The organism is Pseudomonas sp. MWU13-2105, assembly GCF_023242315.1.
Taxonomy (GTDB): Bacteria; Pseudomonadota; Gammaproteobacteria; order Pseudomonadales; family Pseudomonadaceae; genus Aquipseudomonas.
In genome coordinates this window covers 14595-34009 of sequence record NZ_JALLIY010000006.1, presented here as the reverse complement: position 1 = coordinate 34009, position 19415 = coordinate 14595, and the positions used below count along the sequence as shown (strand labels likewise).

Annotated in this window: 15 protein-coding genes and 1 pseudogene; 11 read left to right on the top strand and 5 right to left on the bottom strand. The window is 63.9% G+C overall.

Annotated elements, in window-relative coordinates; translation table 11 throughout:
- Positions 1-7: 7 nt before the first annotated feature.
- Positions 8-571: a GNAT family N-acetyltransferase gene (locus tag M5B96_RS10095; protein ID WP_248796532.1), complete on the bottom strand. Its 564-nt coding sequence runs from the start codon at positions 569-571 to the stop codon at positions 8-10.
- A 111-nt stretch (positions 572-682) separates the two neighbouring features.
- Positions 683-1444, bottom strand: coding sequence for a fumarate/nitrate reduction transcriptional regulator Fnr (gene fnr / locus M5B96_RS10090; RefSeq protein WP_412548597.1), 762 nt, complete (start codon positions 1442-1444; stop codon positions 683-685).
- Between the two features lie 184 nt (positions 1445-1628).
- Between fnr and M5B96_RS10085 the strand changes: the two genes are divergently transcribed.
- The 3 genes from M5B96_RS10085 to M5B96_RS10075 all read left to right on the top strand — a co-directional run bounded on the left by M5B96_RS10085 (position 1629) and on the right by M5B96_RS10075 (position 4673).
- Positions 1629-2531: a universal stress protein gene (locus M5B96_RS10085; RefSeq protein WP_248796530.1), complete on the top strand. Its 903-nt coding sequence runs from the start codon at positions 1629-1631 to the stop codon at positions 2529-2531.
- A gap of 274 nt (positions 2532-2805) precedes the next feature.
- Positions 2806-3726, top strand: a complete 921-nt coding sequence (locus M5B96_RS10080) for a universal stress protein (protein WP_248796528.1) — start codon at positions 2806-2808, stop codon at positions 3724-3726.
- Positions 3727-3785: 59 nt separating this feature from the next.
- Positions 3786-4673 carry a universal stress protein gene (locus M5B96_RS10075; RefSeq protein ID WP_248796527.1) on the top strand — a complete coding sequence of 296 codons (888 nt, stop codon included), beginning with the start codon at positions 3786-3788 and terminating at the stop codon, positions 4671-4673.
- A 74-nt stretch (positions 4674-4747) separates the two neighbouring features.
- Here the strand turns inward: M5B96_RS10075 and M5B96_RS10070 are convergent, their stop codons facing one another.
- Positions 4748-6223 carry a basic amino acid/polyamine antiporter gene (locus M5B96_RS10070; protein ID WP_248796526.1) on the bottom strand — a complete coding sequence of 492 codons (1476 nt, stop codon included), beginning with the start codon at positions 6221-6223 and terminating at the stop codon, positions 4748-4750.
- 265 nt (positions 6224-6488) lie between these two features.
- Here M5B96_RS10070 and M5B96_RS10065 point away from each other — a divergent pair, with 265 nt between their 5' ends.
- The 8 genes from M5B96_RS10065 to nudC all read left to right on the top strand — a co-directional run bounded on the left by M5B96_RS10065 (position 6489) and on the right by nudC (position 17373).
- Positions 6489-6980, top strand: coding sequence for a GNAT family N-acetyltransferase (locus M5B96_RS10065; RefSeq protein WP_248796525.1), 492 nt, complete (start codon positions 6489-6491; stop codon positions 6978-6980).
- A gap of 107 nt (positions 6981-7087) precedes the next feature.
- Positions 7088-7243: a hypothetical protein gene (locus tag M5B96_RS10060; protein ID WP_248796524.1), complete on the top strand. Its 156-nt coding sequence runs from the start codon at positions 7088-7090 to the stop codon at positions 7241-7243.
- Positions 7244-7341: 98 nt separating this feature from the next.
- Positions 7342-12129 (top strand): hypothetical protein, encoded by a 4788-nt coding sequence (locus tag M5B96_RS10055; RefSeq protein WP_248796523.1) that lies wholly within the window; start codon positions 7342-7344, stop codon positions 12127-12129.
- A gap of 115 nt (positions 12130-12244) precedes the next feature.
- Entirely contained in the window at positions 12245-13225 is a 981-nt protein-coding gene (gene gnd, locus M5B96_RS10050) for a phosphogluconate dehydrogenase (NAD(+)-dependent, decarboxylating) (protein WP_248796522.1), read from the top strand.
- Positions 13222-14745, top strand: a complete 1524-nt coding sequence (gene zwf, locus M5B96_RS10045; protein ID WP_248796521.1) for a glucose-6-phosphate dehydrogenase — start codon at positions 13222-13224, stop codon at positions 14743-14745. Before gnd ends, zwf begins: the two co-directional genes overlap by 4 nt.
- The gene (locus M5B96_RS10040) at positions 14742-15566 is read left to right on the top strand and encodes an HAD family hydrolase (RefSeq protein ID WP_248796520.1); all 825 of its coding nucleotides are present in this window, start codon (positions 14742-14744) and stop codon (positions 15564-15566) included. The genes zwf and M5B96_RS10040 overlap by 4 nt, the downstream gene beginning before the upstream one ends.
- 143 nt (positions 15567-15709) lie before the next feature.
- Positions 15710-16522 carry a crotonase/enoyl-CoA hydratase family protein gene (locus M5B96_RS10035; RefSeq protein ID WP_248796519.1) on the top strand — a complete coding sequence of 271 codons (813 nt, stop codon included), beginning with the start codon at positions 15710-15712 and terminating at the stop codon, positions 16520-16522.
- 20 nt (positions 16523-16542) lie between these two features.
- Entirely contained in the window at positions 16543-17373 is an 831-nt protein-coding gene (gene nudC, locus M5B96_RS10030; protein ID WP_248796518.1) for an NAD(+) diphosphatase, read from the top strand.
- Positions 17374-17663: 290 nt separating this feature from the next.
- Here the strand turns inward: nudC and M5B96_RS10025 are convergent, their stop codons facing one another.
- The gene (locus M5B96_RS10025; RefSeq protein WP_248796517.1) at positions 17664-18443 is read right to left on the bottom strand and encodes a TSUP family transporter; all 780 of its coding nucleotides are present in this window, start codon (positions 18441-18443) and stop codon (positions 17664-17666) included.
- 85 nt (positions 18444-18528) lie between these two features.
- Positions 18529-19384 (bottom strand): annotated as a pseudogene (locus M5B96_RS32710) (hypothetical protein).
- Positions 19385-19415 lie beyond the last annotated feature (31 nt).

The window sequence follows — 19415 nt, the reverse complement described above, 5'->3', positions numbered from 1 at the left end:
TTCAGTCTTACAGCGACAGCCGATGAATGACCTGGGTCGCGTCGTCGGGGTCGCGTTCGCGGCTGAAGTGCAGGTCGTCGGCCAGTTGGCGCATGTGCACGTTGGACGCACTGTCGATGGAGTACATCTGGGTAAAGTTGTTTTTCCGCGCCGCTTCGATCAGATGCTTCATCAGGAGCGTGCCCAGGCCGCGGTGTTGCCAGTCATCGGCGATGGTAATGGCACACTCGCATTCGTGCTCGGCGCCCGAGGCGGCATAACGGCTGATCCCCACTTCACGCAGCTGGCCATTGTCATGGACCAGGGCCACGTAGGCCACGCGGTTGTGGGTGTCGACATTCATCAGTTGGTTCATCAGGACCGGGCTGGGATCGACGATTTCGCCGAGAAAGCGCTGGTGGCGCGATTCCGGGGACAGTCGCTGGATAAAGGCTTTTTCCCGCTCGCGGTCCTCGGCCCGCAGTGGCCGGATCAGGACATGGGTACCGTCCTGCAGGCTTTCGATCCAGTGTTCGCCTGTCACCGAGGAAAAGTCGGGCAGGTTCAGGATGGGGCTATTGAGGTCGGGCATGATCAGAACTCCTCGAACAGGTATGGTCGTGGGCCGGTATCGGTGTTCTGTTTTTACGCCACGGCGGGTGCCCGCGTTTGATTCAAGTCAAGCACGGGCATAACTGCCCGGTTACAGCGGGTTAGCGTGCTGGCCACAACCGGCGATCAGCGCCTTCAAGCCTATCGGGTCAAGGATCTTTACTTCCCGTGCGTGCACTTCCAGCAGATTCAGCTCCCGCAGCCGGGCGATCCCGCGGCTGATGGTTTCCAGGCGCAGGCCCAGGTAGGAACCGATTTCTTCGCGGCGCATGCGCAGGATGAAGCTGTATGGCGAGTAACCGCGCAGGGACAAGCGTTGCGAGAGGTTGAGGAAGAACGCCGCGAGGCGCTCGTCCGAGTTCATATTGCCCATCATCAACAGCAAACTGTGGTCCCTGACGATTTCCCGACTCATCAGTTTGTTCAGGTTGTGCTGCAGGGAGGGCAAGTCCCGGGACAAGCGTTCCAGCTGCGAGAAATGGATCGGGCAGACTTCGCTGTCCTCCAGCGCCACCGCGTTGCAGGCGTGGCGGTCTTCGCTGATGGCGTCCATGCCGAGCATTTCCCCAGTCATTTGAAAGCCGGTGACCTGCTCGCGGCCATCCTCCGAGGTCAGGGTGGTCTTGAAAAAGCCCAGGCGTACGGCATACAGGGCGTGCAGCGGATCGCCCTGGCGGTAGAGGGTGTTACCTTTCTTGATCTTGACGCGCTGGACGATCAGGTCGTCCAGGCGTTTGACTTCGGAGTCGTTCAAACCCAGGGGCAGGCACAGTTCCAGAACGCTGCAATTGGCGCAGGCGGATTTCAGGCCCAAGGGTTTGAGATTGAGCTTGAGTTTTTCGCTATTGTCCACGGGAGTTCCTCTGTGTCGGCGGTTAGAGGGCATCCAAATCGGAGAGGAACACCGATAAAACAGGTGCCTGTAGGCTCAGGTTAGCAGGTGTAGCGGGTTCTTTGAGATAAATCAAGCGCGTGGCTCGGCAGCGGAGCGAAGGTAAAACGTGGATTGTCCATCGTCCCCCCTTGGAGCCCGCGTCATGAGCAACTATCAACGTATTCTACTGATCACCGATACCCACTGCCAAGCGACTCCCGCCCTGCATCGCGCGGCTACCCTGGCGCGAGCCTGCAAGGCGGGGGTGCACCTGGTGCTCTTCGACTTTGTCGAGTCCATCGCGGCGATGACCCTGTTCAACCACGGCGCCGGCACCCTGGCCCGGGAAGGTTACCTGGACAAAAAGCGTGAAAAACTCGCCGAACTGGCTCACAGCCTCACCAACCAGGGGTTGGAGGTCAGTTACGACGTGGTCTGGTCGCAACATCCGCATGCGGCCATTCGCGACTACGTCAAGGACATCGAAGTCGACCTGGTGGTCAAGGACCTGCAGGTCGAGTCGCAACTCAAGTGTGCACTGCTCGGCCCCACCGACTGGCATCTGGTGCGCCAGTGCAGCAAACCGGTGATGCTGGTCCGCCACGATGCGCCGCCGCGGCCGAAGAATTTCGTCGCGGCGGTGGCCCTGGAGAATATCGGCGACGGCGAGACCACCCGCGACGACCAGGTGATTCAGCTGGCCGGCGAACTGGCGATGATCTGCGACGCGGACCTGGAACTGTTGCATGCCTGCGATATTCTCGCCGGTTATGAGTTGATGCAGGAATACCCATGGGATTCGGATGCCGCGGTAGCCTTGCAGAAATTGCGCAGCCAGGCCTTCGACGACCTGGCCAGGGCACATCAGGTACCCGGTCGCCGCCGCCATTTCCTGTTGGGGCAGGCGATCCAGCGGGTGGAGGAATTTGTCCGCGAACGTGAGGTCGATACCCTGGTCATTGGCCGCTCCCAGGCCGATGCCTTTCCCTGGCTGGGCAGCTTTGCCGAATCGCTGTTGTCACAGCCCCCTTGTTCCGTACTGACCCTCGGTACCGACTCGCTGTGAGCCTTGCATCCCGCGCCCGCCGACCGGAGCGCCCCGGCGGCGGGCGATGTTTCGGCGGGCCTTGATCGGGTCGACGCCGATGAGGCTGCTGGCGATCATTGGCGAGCACGCGGGCAAGCCATCGGCGCTTGATGTAAATCAAGGACCTGCCGGCCGGGCACCGCAGAATTGAAGCTGACCGATTCTTTTTCGGGTGGCCACCTTCAATCCTTGCCTTGTGAAGTCGGCGCCCGCTATCCGGTGCGCTCTACAGGGCGTGCCTTGGAGGTGTCCCTTGTCTTCACGTCCACGCTTACTGCTGGTTGCACCGGCCGAGATGACCCACAGCCCGGCCTTCGACCGCGCCGTGGCGCTGGCCAAGGCGATGAACGCCACGCTGAGCCTGGTGGCCTTCGTTTATCTCGATGTGTTGCAGCAGCTCGATCTGCTTGACGCCGACCGCCAGGAGGAGATTCGCGAGGTCTATCTGCAGCGCTATCGCCAATGGCTGGAGCAGGAGGCCGAGGTCATGCGTGGCGAGGGGCTCGAGGTGACGACCGAGGTCAAGTGGGACTTGCCGTCGCTGAATGCCTTGTCCGCTTATGTCCGTTCGCAGCATCCCGATCTGCTGATCAAGGATGCCCATCAGGAGTCGGCCCTCAAGCGGATTTTCTTCACGCCCCTGGACTGGCGTTTACTCTGCGACAGCCGGGCACCGATCCACCTGGTCACCGCCCAGGGCATGCCCATGCCGCGCAAGGTGCTGGCCTGCGTCGACGTGCTGCGCGACGACGCGGCGACGCGCGAGCTCAATGACCGCATCATCGACCAGGCCGCCCGCTTCGCCGCGCACTGCAAATGCCCGTTGCACCTGCTCGGGGTGTATGACTGGACGGCCCTGTATGTCGCCGATATCGGCATCGGCAAGGTGCCGGTTTCGGTCAGCCCCAGCTATGACGAGCGCAAGCTGAAATTCCTCCACCTGGCCGACAAACATGCCCTGCACAAGGACAACCGGCATTTCATCGTCGGTACTCCGGGAAAGGCCATTGTCGAGTTTGTCGGCCAGGATGTCTTTGACGTGCTGGTCATCGGCACCGTGACCCACCGTTCGTTCAACAAGCTGTTGGGCAGCACCACCGAAAGCCTGTTGTATCAACCGCCCTGCAGCCTGCTGGTGATCAAGCCGCTCGAACTGCCGGATTTCGCCCAGTAAATCGATGCACGACGAGCGGCTTTACGGCGCTCCGAATATTCTGTCCGTGGAGGTCTTTCATGAGTCAATACCAGCGTCTGTTGCTGATCACCGATCAGCACCTGCCCCATTCCCCGGCGGCCAGGCGGGCCGCAGCCCTGGCGGCGGCCAGCGGCGCGGCCTTGCATATCACCGCGCTGGTCCAGCCGCCTCCGCGGGTTCATCTGATCGAGGCGAGCATGGATCAACCGGCTCGCGCCGCCTACATGGACAAATACCGGGTCTGGCTGGAAGGCGCGACCGAGAGCTTGCGTAGCAGTGGTCTGCAACTGACCACCGAAGCGCTGTGGACCACCCAGCCCTTGCGCGACATCCTGATCCACGCCCGCGAGATCAAGCCCGACCTGTTGATCAAGGATGTTTATCTGGAGCCGTTGCTGCGCCGGGTCTTCACCACACCGCTGGACTGGCAGTTGCTGCAGGACAGCCCGGTGCCGGTGCACCTGGTCAACCAGATCGCCTCGGCATTGCCTCGGCGCGTGGTGGCGGCGGTCGATACCTCTACCGCAGACGAGGGTATCACCGAGTTCAATCGCAAGATCATCCGTGAGGCCGAGGCCCTGGCGCTGCAATGCGATGCCGAGCTGCACTTGCTGTATGCCTACGATTTGTCACCGGCGTTCATGGCCGATCCCAGCGTTACCGTGGTCTGGATCGATGAGCTGCGGGCCGCTTTGCTCGAACCGTTCGCCCGGCTGGCGGACGACTATGGCGTACCGGCCGAGCGCCGGCATTTCCTGATGGGCTCGCCAGTGGGGGTGATCACTGACTATGTGCAGGACAATGAGATCGACGTGGTGGTGATGGGGTCGGTCCAGCCCAAGGGCCTGGGCAAGCTGATCGGCGATACCACCGAGCGGACCTTGCTGATTCCCGAATGCAGTGTGCTGACGGTCAAGCCTGACTGAGCGCGAGGCGGAATCAAAAAGCCCCTTGCCGGTGACCGGCAAGGGGCTTTTTCATGACGTCGGAGTCGTGCGTATTAGAGGCTCAACAGGCCTTGCCAGAGCATCCAGGCGGCCACTGCCGCCGCCAGCCAGATCAGTACCAGCAGGCCCTTGGCGAAACCATTGAGCGGCTTGCGCTGTGGGGTCAGCAGATAGATCAGCGAGCCGGGAGCGTAGAGCAGGGCGCTGAGCAGCAGGTACTTGGGACCGGCCGCGTACAGCAGCCAGAAGCAGTAGACGCTGGCCACCAGGGAAATCGCCAGGTCGCGACCACTCAGGCTGTCGTGCGCGTCCTGGCCACGGTCCAGCCAGCTGACCTTGAGCGCATACAGGCCACTGAACAGATAGGGCAGCAGGATCATCGAGGTGGCCAGGGAAATCAGCGCCAGGTAGGTGGCGTTGGCATACAGCGTGAGGATCAGGAACAGCTGGATGCAACCGTTGGTGACCCATAGTGCATTGGCCGGTACGCCCTGGCTGTTTTCCTTGGACAGGACCGCAGGCATTACACTGGCCTTGGCCGGGCTGAACAGGGATTCGGCCGAGAGCAGGGTCCAGGCCAGCAGGGCGCCGCCCACGGAGACCATCAGGCCCAGGCTGATCATCATGCCGCCCCATGGGCCGGCGATGGCTTGCAGCACACCGGCGGTGGAGGGGTTTTTCATGGCCGCCAGTTCGGGCTGGCCAAGGATGCCCAGTGACAGCAGCGAGACTGAAATCAGCAGCAACAAGGTAATGGCAAAGCCGATGATGGTGGCCCGGCCGACGTTGACCCGTTCCGCCGCCCGGGCGGAATAGACGTTGGCGCCTTCGATACCGATAAAGACCCAGACGGTGACCAGCATGGTGCTCTTGACCTGGTCGAGGATCGAGCCCAGGGCCGGCGCACCCCAGAAGCCGGCAACGAAAGTGGCGGGACGAAAGGCGATCGCGGCGCAGCCGACAAACACCAGGATCGGTACGATCTTGGCGATGGTGGTGATGGCGTTGGCCCGTGCCGCGGTGCGGATGCCGCGCAGGATCATGAAGTGCATGGCCCAGAGCAGCAGCGAGGCGGCGATGATCGCCACCTTGTTGTTACCGTCGCCGAAGGCCGGGAAGAAATAGCTGGCGGCGGCAAACAGGATGACCAGGTAACCGACGTTGCCGATCCAGGCGCTGATCCAGTAGCCCCAGGCCGAGTTGAAGCCGACAAAATCGCCGCCCAGGGCCTTGGCGTAGGCGAACACGCCGTTGTCCAGTTCCGGTTTGCGATTGGACAGCATCTGGTAGACCAGGGCCAGGGACAGCATGCCGACCCCGGTGACCAGCCAGCCGATCAGGATCGCGCCGGCGCCGGCGCCGGCCGCCATATTCTGTGGCAGGCTGTAGGCGCCGCTGCCGATGATGGAGCCCACCACCAGGGCGATCAACAGGCTCAGGGACAAGCGTGCCGCCTGCGCGACGGTCGCCGGTTTTGTCGAGGGTGCGGTCGTGCCGGGGGATGAACTCTGTTGCAAGGGCGTTGCCATGATGACACCTCCAGAATCGTGACAGAACGGGACGTCCGAGTGCACCGATCAGCAACGGTGCCTCGGTCTGAACGCATGGAGTGAATGTCTGCCCATGCGGGCCCGAAGCTGTTGATCTTTATCAAGGCATGAATGGATAGGTATTCCGCTACCGCGCGGCAGGGGCCTGGACATGAATTTTCTTCCTTTTCCGGCGCCGGGCGTGGTTACAATCAGCGCTCCCGAGATACAAGAGCTCCCTTTAATGGTTTCGCCGAGGACTGACATGGACGTTGCCGACATACTGGTATTGCAAGCGAGCTACACCAACCCGGTGCACGCCGAGGCGATCGGGCTGGTGCTCAATCACTATGCCGAAGACCCGATGGGCGGCGGCCAGAGCCTGGCGCCGGATGTACTGCAACAGCTGCCCGGCGAACTGGCCAAGCGCCCCCACGCCTTCAGTGTACTGGCCTTTGTCGGCGGCGAGCCGGCGGGCCTGGTGAACTGCTTCGAGGGCTTTTCCACCTTTGCCTGCCGGCCCCTGGTGAACGTCCATGATGTCGCGGTGCTGAGCAAGTTTCGTGGCCTGGGGCTGAGCCAGAAGATGCTGCAGAAGGTCGAGGACATTGCCCGCCAGCGCGGTTGCTGCAAGATCACCCTGGAGGTGCTGGAAGGCAACGCCGTGGCCCAGGGGTCCTACCGCAAGTTCGGTTTCAGTGGCGCGCAGCTCGATCCGGAGCACGGCCAGATGCTGTTCTGGAACAAGTACCTCTAGCCCCGCCGCAGCGCCCATGGCCCTCTGCCGCAAGAGGGCCATCCATCTACCGCACACGACGCCTGCCGGCAGGTTTGAATTCTTCGGGAGTCGTGGTCGGCAAGCCGATGCGTCAGGTAACGACTCGTTCCTATCATTCGAACGAGGATGTCAACGGCAGTCGCCTGCTCCCGAAGGGCGGCAGCGCCCGCCTGGCGTTGCAGATACATCGCGGCGTCATCGACCTGGCTTCTGTGCAGAAGCACTTTTTTCCGCTGTCGTGAAGCCTCGCGCCGGGCCCTTGCTGTCGTATCCCGATACCGCCAGGAGGGCCGGGCGTTGGCGTTAGCTGGTGGCTTTCCCTGTGCCAAGGATGCGCCCCATGCCCCCTCAGTCGACCGCTTTGGATACTTTGCTCCAGCATTATCGAAACACCGTCCAGGCGCTGTTCGCCGCTCGACCGACCCCGTTGTCGGTGGCGCAGTCGCTGGTCCAGGCTGCGCTGGACCAGCACACGCCGGCACTCAGGATCGCGGGGCGGGCGCCCAAGGGGGCCGATCTCTGGCTGGGCGAGCGGGAGCAAGGATCGACCTATCGCTACACCCGCTTGGCCGAGCTACTGTTGCGCCGCTTCAGCGAGGGGCTGAATCCCGCTTACGCCGATCCCGCCGCGGTGCTGGTGCGCCGGGCCGCGGGCGCCTCGCTCAATGTCGCCATCTCCCCCGCGGATCTGCAGCGGCTGGGAACGGCAATCAACGACTGGGGTGACGCGCTGCTCGAAGTGTTCAAGGCGCAACTGGTGGCGTTCTGGAACGAGGCGCTACCCGATTGGGCCGGCAAGGTGCCGGGCTCGGACGCCTGGGTGCCGGGCTGGGACCGGCATGCGCCGCGCACGCCTTCACGCTGCGCGGCGCTGTCCAACCTGTTGTTCGTCTCGATGTACGGTGCGGGGACCTCGCCCAATAGCCTGGCGTTCCAGGCCAGCCAGGTACTGCCCAAGGCACTGGTCACTGAAGACAAGGCGACACGGGACAGTCTGCTCGGTGAACAAGCCCTGGTTCCCTACCTGCTGTACGCCAAGGGCAAGCAGGCGCCAGTGGGCAGTACGCCGGTGGTGGTGCTGTTCGCGCGGCAACTGTCGCCGCGCACGCATGCCTACCTGCTGCTCAGGCCGGGCCATGATGTGCACCGCTTGCGCGACCTCGATGAGCTCTGGACGCTGTTGCGCGGCGACCTGCCGGAGCCGGGAACCCTGGACCTGATCGCCTCGCAGGTGAATGTCTTCGACAACCTGGCCGGGGCCTTGCTGGAAAACCAGCTGCGGGTCCTGGACCGTTTGCCGCGCGGCGGCGTCAACGAAGTGTCCTGGGCCGCGCGGGTCGAGCAAGTCAGCGACCCGCGGCAGTGGTTCGCCGCGCCCATGCCCGTGCCGCTCACCGCCCTGCAACGGCAGGTGCGCGCCGCGGCGCCGCTGTGGTTGCTGAGCGCCGCGGACCCGGATCGGCGTACCTATGCCGCGGGGTTGTCGGCGTTGCTGGCGGCGCAGGGCAAGTTGTCATCCCACGATCTGTTCGACGACGTGTTCCCCCTCTCGCGCTTCTGCCGGGCGACGCTCAGGGCCGAGATGGTCCGGCGGCATCCGCAGATGCCGGATATCCGGATGCAGGATATCCGGCTCAGCGTCGAAAAGTACCGGCGCAAGCCGCTGTTGCCGGACCTGCTGGGTGACTACGAGACGGTCCGGCTGACGCTGCCCGAACTGGCCCTGGAAAATCTCGACGACTTCCGTTTCGGCGCAAGGCAGATGCAGGTCCGGCTCCACGGTGATACGCCGATACCGGACTGGATGAGCGCCGACTATCTACTGGAGCTGGTCACCTCGGTGGATATCGGCGCGCGTTATCCGGCTTATCTGCGCGAGCGCCTGACGGACGACAAGCGTTCCGCGCCGTTTCGCCAGCAACGCTTTGCCCGGCAACTGCGCGCGCAACTGCCGCTGGTGGCCCTGGAGCTCAAGCTCCGCACCGAGCAGGGCCTCAGCGAGGCGGGGTATCACCTGGTCTGCGCGGTGTTGGCGTTCGATGCCCATGAACGCCAGGTTGATGGGCGACCGGTGGTTCTCCGGACCCTGGCGTTGCGGGCCAGCCCGGGGGCGAGCCTGGACACGGTGCGGGGGATGTTCCTGATCGAGTCGCAGGACATTGCCCAAGGCCCTCACGTGCTTTATCGACCGCTGTTCGATCCGCCCCTGAGTGAGTACGCCAGTCGCCAGGCGCTGCTGGAGGCGATCGCGCAGGTGGGAGCCTTGCAGGACAGCGTGCTGGCCTGGCTCGCCGCCCCAAGGAAAGCGGTCTATGCCAATGGCGGCTTCCAGCATCCCCATCTCGGCACCCTGTTGCCAGGCGATGAAGCCGCGCCGCTGCCGCCGTTACCGGCGCCGGCGACCCTGGACAGCGAGGACGTCAGCGGGGATTACCTCGATCAGCTCTTTCACGCCTCTATCGACGCGCTCATCCAGCAGGCCGATATCCAGCTGCTGTCGAGCGCGGAAAAGCGCTGGGCCCGCTTGAAGGACTGCGGCTGGCAATTGTTCAATTCATGGCTGATGTTTGCCAGCGGCCCGTTGGCCCAAGCCGGTTGGCTGATTCAGTTGTATCGCGGGGTGCGCCAGGATCTGCCGGCATTGCAGGGCAGCGACGAGGAGACCCGGGCCCAGGGTTGGGCCGATCTGTTGAGCAACCTGGCGGGGTTGCTGTTGCATGAGGTGATGGCGGGCGCACGCGAAGCCGTGCCGAAATCTTGCGCGGCACTGCCGGTGTTGGCACAAGGGCAGCCCCTGGCGGTCGAGACGCTTGCCCCGCTTGAGCGCATTGGCGTTCCCCTGGCGGCCGACGACCTTTGGCTTCCGTTCGACCGCTCCTGGTCGAGCCCGCGCCACAGCTTGTCGGCGGCTTCCCGACAGGCTTTGCAGAAGTTCAGGGTCAGGACGTTCGAGAAGCCCCCGGAGCGACTCGACAGCCTCGGTACGCTATCGCCGAGCGGGCCGAAAAAAGGCCTGGTGTATCTCGCGGGACCCGAGGACAAGGGCTGGCACGCACTGATCGAGGACGCCCTCTATCCCGTGGCCTGGTGCGAGGACGGCCCGCGGATTGTCGACCGCTCGGGCTCCGCGGGGCCCTTTGTGGAGCAGGATGAGCAAGGAGGCTGGCGCCTGGACCTGCGCTTGCGCTTGCGCGGCGGCAGCGGCCGCGACACCGTGCAGGCCCGTCTGCAGCGCAAGCTGCGCGAGCGGGCCAGCGCGTTGCACGGAGAAGTGCGGCAGGCGACGGCGTGTATCGACGCGCTGGTCAATGAGGCCGATAGCCTGAACAAGCGCCTGGAAACCATGAGCCAGGGCAAGACCGCGCGCAACTTCAGCGATCGGCAGCGTAGCGCCAAGCGCCGCGAGTACTTGGGCAAGCTGGAGGACTTGCAGCTGGCCCTCGAAGAAAAGATCCGCCTGATCAGGCTGTTCAATGACAATCGCCAGGTGGTGCCGAAGCCGCAGACGCTCGCGGCGACCCTGGCCGACAGTGTGCGCAATTGCCGGACGCTGTTGAATGTGTCCCTGGCGGTGGGACGCGAGGGCAGCCTGAGTGCCGGGCAGATCGGCGAGATGATCGCCGGGACCACGGACGCCCGGTATGCCCAGGTGGTGGCCAACCTGAAGAACAATGTCGACATCAGCGACCGGCAGATCTCCTGGAGCACCCGTGAATACGCCGCGCTCGAGGAGTTGCGGACGATTCCCGAATGGGGCCCGGCGCAAGCCGCCGCGCTGGAACAGGCGCTGGTGCGGCACTTCACCCCGTTGGACTGGCAGGCGGTGCAGTTGCCGACCTTGCTGGCCCTGACCCTGGACGAACTGCCCGTGCAGATCACCTTGCAATTGGACGATCAGGTCTTCGCGGCGATCAAGGACAGTGCCGAGCAAACCAAATATGTGACCAATACGATCAATCGCCTGAATGCCGATGATCCGCGCCAGGATCGGATCGATGCCTTGCTCACGGCCATCAGTCGTTACGACGAGACCCGCGATCTGCTGAACTACTTGCAGAGCCTCATGCCGCGGCAGCGCCTGCTCGAATATGCCACGCGCCTGTCAGGCTTGCTGGCGCAGTTGCGCGAAGGCGCGCTGAGCAGCCTCTCCGATCTGTGGGACGAGACTGCCTCGGCTACACCTGCACCCGTAGCCAGGCCCGGCCCGGCGAGTGGCGCGCGGAAGAAGTTTATCCGTACGCGCAACCGCGAGGTGTTTGTCGGCCGGGTGCGCGAGCGTACCCCCGAGCAGGAGGACGAAATCGTCGAGATCACCGATCCCAATGGCGGGCTGGTGTCGGCCTTCAAGGAAAACAAGGAGGATGCCCAGGACAGCTTCTGGGAGGAGGTGAAGGCCAAGCCGGCGCCCGCCCCGGCGAGCCAGCGCAAGGTCGGACTGTCCAGGCTGGTGACCCAGGCGCAGGCCGAGCGCGATGGCGTCGAGGGGTTGATTCGCCAGGTCATGGCGCTGACCGCAACCTCCAAGGAGCCCCGCGACCTGCAGGGCATCCTGGAGCTGAAGGCAGAGAAACTGAAGGCCCTGGCGGATGACATCCAACAGGCACTCAGTGATGGTGGCGGGGTATCGGCGCCGGTGCAAACCGCTCAAACGCTCAAGGACAACCTTCGCCATGCCGCCACCCGGCTGATCGCCGAAGGGCGCAATGCGCGTATCGCCGCGATCAAGCGCAATGTGCCGCAGTTGGCGCGCCTGCAGTACCTGAAGGAACAGGACCAGGTGGATATTCACCGCGCCGGCGGGCGCCAGGCCGAGGACCTGGGTGGTTTCCAGCAAGAGTATGTGATCAGCCACAAGGATGGCCGTCCACTGTGGTACGCGCACTTCCATTACCCGGCGGCCACCACGGCGGATAGCGAGTTTGTCAGCGCGCACCTGAAGACCCTGGCGCAACGCCGTCTGGGCGGCAAGGCCCAGGCCGCGGCCCGGCAGCGGGCGGCGGCGCGGATCCAGGCCGGGCAGGGCGGTCGGGCGCAGCTGACCCTGGATATCCACCGTGGCCAGATTCTCGACAAGCGCGTGGCCCAGGCGCTGTTTTTCAATACTGGCGAAGTGGATACGAGCGCTTGAAAACGCGCCGCCTGGCGTCTGCAATCGCCGTCTCAGCCGATATCGAGACAGACATCCGCGTGCCGCTGGGCTAAGGTGTGACAGAGTTTTTTCATCGATATCGGGAGTACCCTGCATGCAACTGGGAATCATCGGACTGGGCCGCATGGGCGGCAATATCGCGCGGCGCCTGATGCTTGATGGCCATCAGACAGTGGTGTATGACCGCAATACCGACTTCGTCGCCGCCCTGGGCAAAGAGGGCGCCAGCGGCGTCGCCGACCTGGCGGCGCTGGTGGCCGGCCTGGACAAGCCGCGTGCGGTCTGGGTGATGCTGCCGGCCGGTGCGCCGACCGAGGACACCATCGCCGAGTTGAGCCAACTGCTGGACGCCGGCGATGTGATCATCGACGGCGGCAACACCTTCTACAAGGACGATATCCGCCGTGGCCAGGAGCTGGGGCAAAAGGGCATCGACTATATCGATGTCGGCACTTCCGGCGGGGTCTGGGGCCTGGAGCGCGGTTACTGCATGATGATCGGCGGTGACGCCAAGGTCGTCGAACGCCTCGACCCGCTGTTCGCCAGCCTGGCTCCGGGAATCGGCAGCATTCCCCGGACCCGCGACCGGGTCAGCGCCGACGAGCGTGCCGAGCGTGGTTATATCCATGCCGGGCCACCGGGCGCCGGGCACTTCGTCAAGATGATCCACAACGGTATCGAGTACGGCATGATGCAGGCCTTCGCCGAAGGCTTCGATATCCTCAAGACCAAGAACTCGCCGAGCCTGCCCGAGGACCAGCGTTTCGACCTCAACCTGGCGGATATCGCCGAAGTCTGGCGGCGCGGTAGCGTGGTCTCCTCCTGGTTGCTGGACCTGACTGCCGACGCCCTCGCCAGCGATCCGAAACTCGACGGTTACAGCGGTGCGGTGGCCGACAGTGGCGAAGGGCGTTGGACCATCGAAGCGGCCATGGAGCAGGCGGTGCCGGTGCCGGTGTTGTCCAACTCGTTGTTCGCGCGTTTCCGCTCCCGCCAGCAAAGTACCTACGGTGACAAGCTGCTCTCGGCAATGCGCTTCGGCTTTGGCGGCCATGTGGAGACGCCGAAAAAATGAATGCTTCCCGTACCAAGCGCAAGGTCGAGCCCGCGCCGCCGACCACACTGTTTCTGTTCGGTGCCCACGGGGATCTGGTCAAGCGCCTGCTGATGCCGGCGCTCTACAACCTGACCCGCGATGGTCTGCTGGGCGACGGCTTGCGCATCGTCGGGGTCGATCACAATGCGATCAGCGATAGCGACTTCGCCAAGAAGCTGGAAGACTTCAGCCGGGCCGAAGTCGCGGCGAAAACCGGCAAGGTCCCCGAAGAAGCCTTGGATGCCGAGCTCTGGAAGCGCTTGGCCAAGCACATCAGCTATGTGCAGGGCGACTTCCTCGATGACGCGACCTATGTCGCCCTGGGCGAGAAGATCATCGCCAGCGGTACCGGCAATGCGGTGTTCTACCTGGCCACCGCGCCGCGCTTTTTCAGTGAAGTGGCACGGCGCCTGGGCGCGGCCGGCTTGTTGGCGGAAAGCAGCGGGGCGTTTCGCCGGGTGGTGATCGAAAAGCCCTTCGGTTCCGACCTGGCCACCGCCGAAGCCTTGAACGAGCGTCTGCTCAAGGTGATGAGCGAGAAGCAGATCTATCGCATCGACCATTACCTGGGCAAGGAAACCGTGCAGAACATCCTGGTCAGCCGCTTTTCCAACGGCCTGTTCGAATCGTTCTGGAACAACCATTACATCGACCATGTGCAGATCACCGCCGCCGAAACCGTCGGCGTCGAGACCCGTGGCAGTTTCTACGAACACACCGGCGCCCTGCGGGACATGGTGCCCAATCACCTGTTCCAGTTGCTGGCCATGGTCGCGATGGAACCGCCGGCGGCGTTCGGTGCCGATGCGGTGCGCGGTGAAAAGGCCAAGGTGGTCGGCGCGATCCGTCCCTGGACGGTCGAGGAAGCCCGGGCCAACTCGGTGCGTGGCCAGTACTGCGCGGGTGAGCTGGGCGGCAAGGCCGTGCCCGGTTATCGCGAAGAAAACAACGTGGCGCCGGACAGCAACACCGAGACCTATGTCGCGCTCAAGGTGATGATCGACAACTGGCGCTGGGTCGGCGTGCCGTTCTATCTGCGCACCGGCAAGCGCCTGAACGTACGCAATACGGAAATCGCCATCTGTTTCAAACCGGCGCCCTATGCGCAGTTCCGCGACACCGAGGTCGAGCGCCTGCAGCCGACCTACCTGAAGATCCAGATCCAGCCCAACGAGGGCATGTGGTTCGACCTGCTGGCCAAGCGTCCGGGGCCGGCGCTGGACATGACCAATATCGAATTGGGTTTTGCCTACAAGGATTTCTTCGAGATGCAGCCGTCCACCGGTTATGAAACCCTGATCTACGATTGCCTGACCGGTGACCAGACGTTGTTCCAGCGCGCCGACAATATCGAGAACGGCTGGCGGGCGGTGCAGCCGTTCCTCGATGCCTGGGGCGAGGACGATCAGGTGCAAGGCTACAAGGCCGGGGACAACGGCCCGCCAGCCGCCGACGAGCTGCTGTCCCGTGACGGCCGTGTCTGGAACAGCCTCGGATGAAGGTGGTGGCGCAGTATCCGATCCGGTTGTTGCTCAGCGATATGGATGGCACCTTGTTGTGCCCTGATCACAGCCTCAGCCCGCGTACGGTCGAGGCCGTGCGGGCGTTGCGCGCGGCGGGGGTGTTCTTCAGCCTCGCCAGCGGGCGCCCGCCACGGGCCATGCGCGAGCAGATCGAGGCGCTGGGGGTGGATATTCCCACCGCAGCGTTCAATGGCGGTACCCTGGTCAACCCCGACGGCAGTTACCTGGTGACCCACTACATTCCGCGTGAGGCGGCGCTTACCACCCTGGAGCTGTTGTCGCGGCATGAGGCGGTCGAGGTCTGGGTGTTCGCCGACAACCATTGGCTGCTGCGTAATCCCCACGGCACCATGGTCCCTCGGGAGCAGCAGGCGCTGGGTTATGCGCCGACGGTGGTGGAGGATTTCACGCCGTACCTCGAGCGCATCGACAAGATTGTCGGCGCCAGTGGCGACGGGCAACTGCTGATCGACCTGGAAGCGGTGTTGCAGCCGCTGGTGGCGGACCAGGCGCTGGCCAGTCGTTCGCAGCGTTCCTACCTGGATATCACGGCGATGCAGGCGAACAAGGGCGAGGCATTGCTGACCCTGGCGAAATACCTTGGCGTGGCGCTGGCGCAGACGGCGGCCATCGGCGATGGCGGCAACGACCCGGCGATGTTCCACCGCGCCGGCCTGGCGATTGCCATGGGCCAGGCGGAGGAGGTGGTCAAGCGCCAGGCCGACCTGGTCACCGGCAGCAACAGCGAGGACGGCGCGGCGCAGGCCATCGAGCAGTTGATCCTGGCCAGGCAATGAATCTGCTGTGGATGGCCGCAGGCGGCCATCCATCGCGGTCTTGCGATGTATCGTCCGGCTTTTGGCACATCCGCTTCCTATAGCCCGAGGCGGGCCCTTGCTATAGTGGCGAATCTCTTTTCGCCCCGCCAAGGATGCCCGTCATGTCCGAATACCAAGCCTTCCACGTCGAACTGGTAGACAACATCGCCCATGTCCGGATCAATCGCCCGGAAAAGATCAATGCGATGAACGCGGCCTTCTGGAGCGAAATCGTCGAGATTTTCCAGTGGATCGAGGACACCGACGCCGTGCGCGTGGTGGTCATCAGTGGCGCCGGCAAACACTTCTCTTCCGGGATCGACCTGATGCTGCTGGCCTCGGTGGCCAACGAGCTGGGCAAGGATGTCGGCCGCAACGCCCGCCTGCTGCGGCGCAAGATCCTCGAACTGCAAGCCTCCTTCAATGCCGTCGACAACTGTCGCAAGCCGGTCCTGGCGGCGATCCAGGGCTACTGCCTGGGCGGTGCCGTCGACCTGATCGCCGCCTGCGACATGCGCTACTGCGCCGAGGACGTGCAGTTTTCCATCAAGGAAGTGGATATCGGCATGGCCGCCGATGTCGGCACTTTGCAACGTTTGCCGCGTATCATCGGCGATGGCATGTTGCGTGAGCTGGCCTACACCGGGCGGCAGTTCGGTGCCGAGGAAGCGACCCGCATCGGCCTGGTCAATCGCGTCTATCCCGATCATGCCGCCTTGCTCGAGGGCGTGATGGCGATCGCCGGGGAAATTGCCGGCAAGTCGCCGATTGCGGTTACCGGGACCAAGGCGATGATCAGCTATATGCGCGACCATCGGATCGATGACGGTCTGGAATACGTTGCCACCTGGAACGCCGCCATGTTGCAATCCACCGATCTGCGCGTCGCCATCGCCGCGCACATGAGCAAGCAGAAAGCCGAATTCCCTGATTGAAGCCTGCCAAGGACTCTCCGATGACTCAACGCTGGACCACCGCAGTACTGGATATCGAACAGCTCGGCGGCTGGGCCGTGGCCCATGGCCCCGAGGGCTTCCTGCTGGATGACAATGGCGTGCTGTTCCCGCGCGAGTGGCTCAAGCGCCAGGAGCTGTCGATCCTCGCCGAGCACGGCATCGGGCATTTCAATGGCGAGCCGGTCTACCTGCTGGAGCTCAAGGCCACGGCCCAGGTACCGGGTTGCCAGTGGCGGGGCTTGCGCAGCTTCATGCTCGAGGGTGATCACACGGTCTACCGCATGCTCGGTTACGCCGCACAGATCGGTACCTGGGCCCGTGAGCACCGTTTCTGTGGCAGTTGCGGGCAGCCGATGCTGCAGGTCCTGCGTGAGCGGGCGATGTACTGCCAGGACTGCGATGTACGGCACTATCCGCGTATTTCCCCGAGCATGATCGTGTTGGTGACCCGTGGCGACGAGGTGTTGCTGGCCCGCTCGCCGCGTTTCGTGCCGGGTGTCTACAGCACCCTGGCCGGTTTCGCCGAACCGGGCGAGTCGGCGGAGGAGTGCCTGATTCGCGAAGTGCGCGAGGAAGTGCAGGTCGAGGTCAAGAATATCCAGTACATGGGCAGCCAGTGCTGGCCGTTCCCGCACTCGATGATGCTGGGCTTTCACGCCGAGTATGCCGGCGGCGAGATCGTCCCGCAGCCGGATGAGATCGAGGATGCGCAGTGGTTCAGCATCCACAATATGCCGCCGTTGCCGGCCTCGCGGTCAATCGCCCGTTACCTGATCGACCTGTACCTGGCCAGGCGGCTGGGCTACGCGGAACCGTTGCTGCCGGTCTAGGCCTTGTGGGAACCGGGTTGCCGGCGATGAGGCCCTTGAGTCTTGCGCTGTCCCTGCGTACGCCATCGCCGGCAAGCCGGTTCCTGCAGGTTATCTAGGGGCTGTACGAGAACTCGCCGAGCGGCGATCAGGCAAGGCAGAAAAAGGCGAGGAAGCGCAGTTTAGTCCACTAAATGAGCATCACTCACTTCGCTCGCCCTTCAGGCCGTCCTTCGGACGTTCTCACTTCGTTCGTCCGAGCCTGTTTTTAACGCAATATGATCGTCGCGCAGGCAGTTATCGCACAGAGCCTAGGCCAGGCTGAACCAGTGTTGCCAGGCCAGGCGCACGGTCAGGCCGAGGACCACGGTGATAAACACCGGGCGAATGAACTTCGCCCCGCCGCTGATGGCGGTGCGCGCACCGAAGAAGGCGCCGACCATCACCGATACCCCCATGCAGAGGCCGATCACCCAGTCCACCTGGCCGGAAAACACGAACACCGACAGCGCGGCGGCATTGCTGACGAAGTTCAGGCTGCGCGCCACGCCGCTGGCCTTGACCAGGTCGATGGGGTAGAGCAACAGGCTGCTGACGGTCCAGAAGGCACCGGTGCCGGGACCGGCCACGCCGTCGTAGAAACCCAGGCCAAGGCCCTGGGGCAGTTGCCACTTCTTTTTGATCGGCGCGTTACTGTCCAGCGGCGCCTTGGGCGTGCCGCCGAACAGCAGGTACAGGCCGCAGGCGAAGACAATCACCGGGAGCATCTTGTTCAACCATTCTGCCGGCATGAAGTGCGCGGTCACAGCGCCGATCAGCGCGCCAACGAAGGTGCCGAGGATTGCCAGTTTCCATTGCCCCGGTTGAAACAACTTGCGCCGATAGAAGGTGAAACCGGCGGTGGCGGAACCGAAGGTCGAACTGAGTTTGTTGGTGCCCAGCACCAGGTGCGGTGGCAGCCCCGCGGTGAGCAGGGCCGGAGTGGTGAGCAGGCCGCCGCCGCCGGCGATGGCGTCGATGAAGCCGGCGATAAAAGCAACAACGGTAAGAATGGCGAGGGTGGTCAGGTCTACGCTGAGATCGAAAGGCATGGGCTCGGCTTAATATCGGCAGGGAGCGCGGCAAGGCCGCGTTGAAAGGCCGCCATCTTACCCATTACCGAATGTTGCTGCGATCTTATCCGGCTGTTGCGGTTGTGGTGTATGGGCTGACGCCTTCGCGGCGGTGCGGCGTCCCGACAATCCGCGCCTTGTAGATCAGCGGATTATGCGACGACACCGTCCGCGCATTGCGCCAATGCCGGTCCAGCGCCTTGCCCTGGCGTACATCCGAAGCCCCCAGGGCGTTGAACAATTCGCTGGTGGCCCGCTGGATCAACTCGGACACCACCACCTGGGCGGTGGCCGACTCGATTTCCGCGTCCACATTGGCTTGCCGTTCCACCTCGCTGTTGCCGCCAAACCGTGCGATATAAGCCCGCTGCGCCGGGTGCGCGGCCCGTACCGCGCTGGCTTCGGCGGCATACACCAGGGCGGCGACTTCACCCACCACCTGCTGCACCTGGGCATCCTCGCTGGAGCGCTGGGCATTGCCATGGCTGTAGATCCGCTTGCGCTCGCGCACCTGCCGGGCCACATCCTTGAGGGCCGAACGGCCGATCCCGGCCAGGGTCGCCAGCAGCACCAACTGATAGAATGCGGTCTGGTATTTGAAGCGCGTGGCGAAGTCGATCACATGCCCGGCTTCCACCACGGCATCGACAAACCGCGAGGTCCCGCTGCCAGTGGTGCCGATCAGCAGTTGGAACAGCTGGGGCAGGGAGGCGCCGCCGCCGCCATACTCCACGGGGACCCGCACGGCGCCGAAGCCGGCCTGCTTGAGCCATTGGATCGGCTCGTGAGGCAAGCTGCGGGACTGTTCCCGTTCCAGCGCCCCGGGCGGCGATGCGGGAAAAGATCGGCCGAAAGCGTTCGGCCAGGGATTCGTAGTCGACGCCAAGGGACAGCGGGTTGATCACCTGCTGTTCGGTCATGGGACAGCTCCTTGAGGGCAGGCACAGCGAT